We start from the raw sequence: 6000 nt of genomic DNA on the forward strand, positions 1-6000 counted from the left end.
TTCCAGATGCACTTCGGAAGCCTCCGCCGCAAAAACGAAACGGCGCTGCATCTTGCAGCGCCGTTTTTCATATGCGCCCACAGTTCGTGCCTCCCCGCACGGGCCACGCCCGCTGCGAGCTTCAGCGCGGCGCGGACGTGTCGATCACCTTGAAGCGCGAACGCTTCTGCGCGCGAATCACCGACTGATACGCGTCGACGTACTGCTGTGCCATCCGGTGTGACGTGAAACGCTCTTCGAAGCGTTTGCGCACGCCTGCGCGCGGGACCTTGTTCAGCCGGTTCACCGCTGCCACCGCACCGATCTCGTCCTCGACAATAAAGCCCGTCACGCCCTCTTCCAGCACTTCCGGCACGGCGCCGCGATTGAAGGCGATCACCGGCGTGCCGCAGGCCATTGCCTCGATCATGACGAGGCCGAACGGTTCAGGCCAGTCGATGGGGAACAACAGTGCATGGGCGCCCGAGAGAAATTCGGCTTTCTGATCATCGGCAATCTCGCCGATGAATTCCACATACGGCAGCTGTAGCAACGGCTTGATATCGCGCTCGAAGTATTCGCGATCGGCCGCGTCGACCTTCGCCGCAATGCGAATCGGCAAGCCGCAGCGGCCGGCGATGCGAATCGCCGTATCCACGCGCTTTTCCGGCGAGATGCGGCCGAGAAAGGCGAGATACCGCGGCTCGACCGGCTGCGGCGTATAGAGCTGTTCGGGTAGCCCGTGATACACGGTTGTGAGCCAGCGGGCTTGTGGAAGCGGCTGACGCTGTGAATTCGAAATGGAGATCACCGGCGCAGTGTTGAACGTGTCGAACACCGGTTGTTGCTCAGGCAGGTCGAGGCGGCCGTGGAGCGTCGTCACGAACGGCGTCTCCTGGCGCTTGAACACCGAAAACGAGTAGTAGTCCATGTGGAAGTGCAGCACATCGAACTGGTCGGCCTGACGGCGCACCAGTTCCATCAGCAGCATGTGCGGTGCGATCCGGTCGCGAATGCCCGGATCGAGCCGCAGCGCGCGCGGCCAGACCGCTTCGAGCCTGGCGCTGGTTACTGAATCGCCGCTCGCAAACAACGTGACGTCATGACCAAGGTCCACCAGCGCTTCGGTGATGTACGACACGACGCGCTCCGTCCCGCCGTACAGCTTGGGCGGCACCGATTCGGTCAAGGGGGCGATCTGCGCAATCCTCATTATCTGTCTCCATGTAACTGACGCCGTGGCCCCGGGCGCTTCTCCCGGCTGCGTTCCAGGGAGCCCGCGCCGTCAAGGCCAGGCGCAGCGGCGCACGAGTATGCCAGCGCCAGTGTCTCCAATCAATGCAGCGAGCCGGCGCCTTGCGCTCGTCTTAACGCGGCCTTTGCCCTGCCTGCGCACGGGAAATGCACCCGGCGCGCGCCAGCTTACGCTGCTGATCGGCGATGGCTTGTCTGCCATCGCTCATTTGTGACGCTGATCTGTCATGAAGTGCGATTATTGCCGATCGCGATCGAAAAAGCCCCTATCCTTTCAATTCCTTTGCGCTGTTACAAACGGGAAACATCCGCCAAGCGTCCGGTGTGAACGAAGCGTGTACGCCGAACCCGCTTGTGCCGGTCAGCGGCGCCGCCCCGCTCCGGGCTGGCTGAGCGGCACGCTGCGCAGGTCATGCATGAACGAGTCGCGCCACACGCCGAGGTCGCTCTTGCGCAACGCAGCCATGTTGATCTCGTGACGATGCTGCCGTGCTTCGAGCGGCATCGACAGCGCGCGTTGCAGCGCCTCGCACATGCCCACGGCGTCATGCGGATTCACCAGCAGCGCGCCCGTCAGCTCGTCGGCGGCGCCGGCGAAGATCGACAGCACCAGCACGCCCGGGTCGTCGGGATTTTGCGCGGCCACATATTCCTTCGCGACGAGGTTCATGCCGTCATGCAACGGCGTGACAAAGCCGATCTGCGACTCGCGGAACAGCGACATCAGCTTCCAGCGGTCATAGCGCTGGTTCAGATATCGGATCGGCGTGTAGTCGAGCCCGGAATAGCGCCCGTTGATACGCCCCGCTTCGTATTCGAGATCCTGGCGGATCTGCTGGTAGGTGGCGACGTCCGAGCGCGTGGGCGGCGCAATCTGCACCAGCGTGACATTGCCGCGCCATTCGGGCGAACGCTCCAGCAGATGCTCGAACGCACGGAAACGTTCGACCAGACCTTTCGAATAATCGAGCCGGTCGACGCTCATGATCAGCTTGCGCCCTTCCAGGCTTTGCTTCAGGTCGAGCACGTGCTGGCGGCTCTCGTAACGCTGCGCCTGTTCGGCGATCTCATCCGGAAACACGCCGATCCGGTAGACACCCGTGCGCAATTTGCGCCCAAACGCTTCGGCATGGCCGTCCGCCGTGACGGTGCCGCGCGCGTGGCGCGTCAGATAGTCGTGAAAAGCCTGCTGGTCGGTGGCGGTCTGGAAACCCAGCAGGTCGTAGCAGCACAGCGACTTCACCAGCTCTTCGTGCGGCGGAATGTTGAGCAGGATTTGTGGCGACGGAAACGGAATGTGCAGGAAAAAGCCGATGCGGTTCGTGACACCCTCGTTGCGCAAGGCTTCGGCGAACGGAATCAGGTGATAGTCGTGGACCCAGATGACGTCGTCCGGTTCGAGCAGCTTGATGAGCCGGTGCGCGAGCCACGCGTTGACGCGCCGGTAGCCTGCGTACTCGTCGCGCTCGTAGCGCGCGAGGTCGTTGCGGTAGTGAAAGACCGGCCACAGTGTCGCGTTGGAAAAGCCGCGATAGTACTGGTCGTAGTCCTTGCGCGTCAGTCCGACGGTGGCGAACGTGACCGCGCCTTCCTGTTCGAGCGTCGGCCCGGCATTGGCCACGGTTTCGCTGACGACGTCACCGCTCCAGCCAAACCAGACGCCGCCGGCGTCCTTCAATGCGCCGAATACGCCGACCGCCAGTCCCCCCGCCGATCCTTTGGTTTCTGTCGGTGTAGCCACACGATTCGACACGACGATCAGTCGGCCCATGTCTGTTGCCCTCCTCGATGCGGGTAGCGCACGCCGCGCCGCCCAAGGTTCGCCTTGATGGAATGGTTAGTTCGACCGGCCGAGGAAGGGATCAGTTGCACCGCTGTCGAACAGGCGCCGGCCTGCGACGCCTGGTGCCGTGAGTTGCCGGGCGCCGCCGAACAGGCGGGCGGCAAACGCTGCCCGCGCCGAACGCATGGTGCGTCCAGTTGCAACCGGGCGCGCGCGGGACTACACCCGCGCGTCTTGCAACGCTTTAGCTACCGTTCTCGTTGCGGCAAGGAAACGCCTTGCCCAGTCCCAGCGAAATTGCCGTACTGGCGTTATAGCCGGCCACGTTCGGATTCTCGGCGATGTACTTGCGCACCGCGTCCGTCAGTTGCTGCGAACGGGCCTCGGGCGGCAGGCAAAAATACTGGCCGACGCGCGGGCCGGTGGTGCCGCCAATCGCGTCGATCGTATTGAAGACGCCGTCCGCCGCGCCTTCGATATACGCCGCGCACGCACTACGCGACGCCACATCCGTTTTCTCGCACAGCCTGTTGAGGTCGTCTGCCGTGAACGCGAATGCCGAGACCGGTACGGCAAGTGCGCTGGCGCAAATCAAAACCCGCAGCATGGTGATCCTTCCATGGTAATTATCGAGCGGTCTGATGCCGCATGGAAACGGCGCGCTCCAGAGCGCGCCGTAGCCGTTATTCTGCACTGTTTCCGGCATGCGAGGCATGCCGTCGGGCTCACTTCTGCTGCATTTGCTGCATGCGCGCCGTCAGACCTTCGACCACATCCGGTTCCTTGTATTGCCTGGCGAAATCGAGCGCGTTCATGCCGATCTGATTCTTCACGTTCAGGTCCGCGCCGTTGTCGAGCAACAGCTTCACGGTCGACACATGGCCGCCGCGCGCTGCCATCATCAGCGGCGTGGTGCCGTTCGGCGAACCGGCGTCGACATAGGCCGAATGGTCGAGCAGCAGCTTGACGATGTCGTCATGCCCGTTGGCCGCCGCATAGTGCAGCGGCGCCCAGCCCTTCTTGTTGACTTCGGCGTCCTTGCCGATCAGCAACTGCACCATATTCATGTCGCCGTTCAGCGCGGCCAGCATCATCGCGTTTTCGCCGGCTTTGTCCTGGATTTCGATATTGGTCTTCGGATTGGCAACCAGTGCCGCCGCGACCTTGTCTGATTTCTCGCGCGCGGCGAGCACGAGGAGCGGCATGCCCTGGTCGTCGGTCATGTTCGGATCCATGCCGTTCGACAACTGCTTGTTCACTTCCTTGACGTCGTCGAACTTGACGGCCTTGATCATCGTGTCGGCGGGCGCGGCCTGAACCGGCAAGGCGGCCAGCGCGGCGCAGGCTACGCCGCCCGCCAGCGCGAGGCGCACAGCCCCGCGGCGCAGCGCCGCGAAGCCACGGGCGCGTGCCGCCAAGGGCGTTTCCGAAGGAGTCTGTGTCGAAGTTTGCGTCAAGTTATAGCTCATATTTGGCTTTAGGAGTCGTCCGTATCCTGTTGATAAGATTGAAATTCAAGACTCAAGCGCCGGCTGGCGCGGGAATCCTGAAGAGCCGGAAGAAGTTGTCCGTGGTGGCGGCGGCCAGGGCCGCCTCCGGCATGTCGCGTTGTTGAGCGATGAAGCGTCCGACATAACTTACGTACGCAGGTTCATTCGGCTTGCCGCGATACGGCACCGGCGCGAGGTACGGTGAGTCGGTTTCGATCAGCAAACGCTCGAGCGGCACGCGCCGCGCAACGTCCTGCACGTCCACCGCGCTCTTGAACGTGACAATGCCTGAAAGTGAAATGTAGAAATTCTGCGCCAGCGCCTGCTCGGCAATCGCCCACGGTTCGGTGAAGCAATGCATCACGCCGCCCGGCTCGCTCGCGCGCTCCTCGGCCATGATGCGCAGCGTATCCTGCGCGGACGAACGGGTGTGGACAATGAGCGGTTTGCCGGTCTTGTGCGCTGCGCGGATGTGCGTGCGAAAGCGTTCGCGCTGCCATTCCATATCCGCGATCGTGCGGCCTTCGAGGCGGTAGTAGTCGAGGCCCGTCTCGCCGATAGCCACCACCTTGGGATGTCTGGCGAGTTCGACCAGCTCGGCCACGCTCGGCTCCTGGGCATCCTCATGATCGGGGTGTACGCCGACCGAAGCGAAGACGTTCTCGTACGCCTCGGCAACCGCCAGCACGGACGGCAGGCTTTCGAGGTCGACGGACACGCACAGCGCATGCGTGACCGAGTGGCTGCGCATGTTCTCGATGACCTGCGGGAGGCGGTCGCCGAGTCCTTCGAAGTTGATGTGACAGTGCGAATCGACAAACATGGTGGTGTCCTGCGGTGAATCGAATGGGTGTGGGGCCAGCCAGCGTGCATCAGGCAGCGGAATCGATCCGCCGGCCGAGAATCAACAGGTCGCGCTCGATGCCGTCCAGCACCGCGACGCGCGGCAGCGCACCCCACTCGCCAAAGCCAAAGCCGCGGAACAGGCGCAGGCTCGCTTCATTGTGGCCGAAAATGAAGCCCAGTACGGTATGGATGCCGAGCCCCGGCGCGGCCGACAGTGCCTCGGCCAGCAACTGCTTGCCGAGTCCTTTGCCGCGTGCTGCTTCGTCCAGATAGATGCTGACCTCGGCCGTCCGCAGATAGGCCGGGCGGCCGTAAAAATCCGAAAAGCTCAGCCACGCGATGATCCGGTCGCCGTCTTCCACCACCCACAGCGGCCGCTTTTCCGGACCATGGGCGTGAAACCAGGCGAGCCGGCTCTCGACGCTCACCGGCTCCAGATCTGCGGTGACCAGGCGCGACGGCACGGTCGAGTTGTAGATGGCGACGATGGCGGGCAGATCGTCGAGTGTGGCGTCGCGGTACGAAAGGCTCATGATGGCGGGTGTGTCGGGTGGTGGTTCTGAAAAAAGTCAGGTATGGACAGGTGCAATCGGGGCTTAGCCGGGCCGCGAATCGCGTGTCATTGCGCTACGCCGCGGCCAGGGCCGC

The 6000-nt window shown here is 63.3% G+C and carries 6 protein-coding genes; all 6 read right to left on the bottom strand.

The genetic code is table 11. The features are described from left to right. Positions 1-121: 121 nt before the first annotated feature. The 6 genes from VGH41_RS09440 to VGH41_RS09465 all read right to left on the bottom strand — a co-directional run bounded on the left by VGH41_RS09440 (position 122) and on the right by VGH41_RS09465 (position 5885). Complete coding sequence (locus tag VGH41_RS09440; protein ID WP_331597124.1) at positions 122-1192, bottom strand: glycosyltransferase family 4 protein; 1071 nt, start codon at positions 1190-1192, stop codon at positions 122-124. A gap of 402 nt (positions 1193-1594) precedes the next feature. Further along, a complete protein-coding gene (otsA, locus tag VGH41_RS09445) occupies positions 1595-3004 on the bottom strand; it encodes an alpha,alpha-trehalose-phosphate synthase (UDP-forming) (RefSeq protein ID WP_331597125.1) in 1410 nt (469 codons plus the stop codon). Positions 3005-3260: 256 nt separating this feature from the next. Next, a complete protein-coding gene (locus VGH41_RS09450) occupies positions 3261-3623 on the bottom strand; it encodes a Rap1a/Tai family immunity protein (RefSeq protein ID WP_331597129.1) in 363 nt (120 codons plus the stop codon). A gap of 118 nt (positions 3624-3741) precedes the next feature. Next, entirely contained in the window at positions 3742-4485 is a 744-nt protein-coding gene (locus VGH41_RS09455) for an ankyrin repeat domain-containing protein (protein ID WP_331597126.1), read from the bottom strand. A 52-nt stretch (positions 4486-4537) separates the two neighbouring features. Further along, a complete protein-coding gene (locus VGH41_RS09460) occupies positions 4538-5329 on the bottom strand; it encodes a TatD family hydrolase (RefSeq protein ID WP_331597127.1) in 792 nt (263 codons plus the stop codon). A gap of 49 nt (positions 5330-5378) precedes the next feature. After that, positions 5379-5885 (bottom strand): GNAT family N-acetyltransferase, encoded by a 507-nt coding sequence (locus VGH41_RS09465; RefSeq protein WP_074264658.1) that lies wholly within the window; start codon positions 5883-5885, stop codon positions 5379-5381. Positions 5886-6000: the final 115 nt, after the last annotated feature.

This window comes from Paraburkholderia sp., assembly GCF_036488795.1.
Taxonomy (GTDB): domain Bacteria; phylum Pseudomonadota; class Gammaproteobacteria; order Burkholderiales; family Burkholderiaceae; genus Paraburkholderia.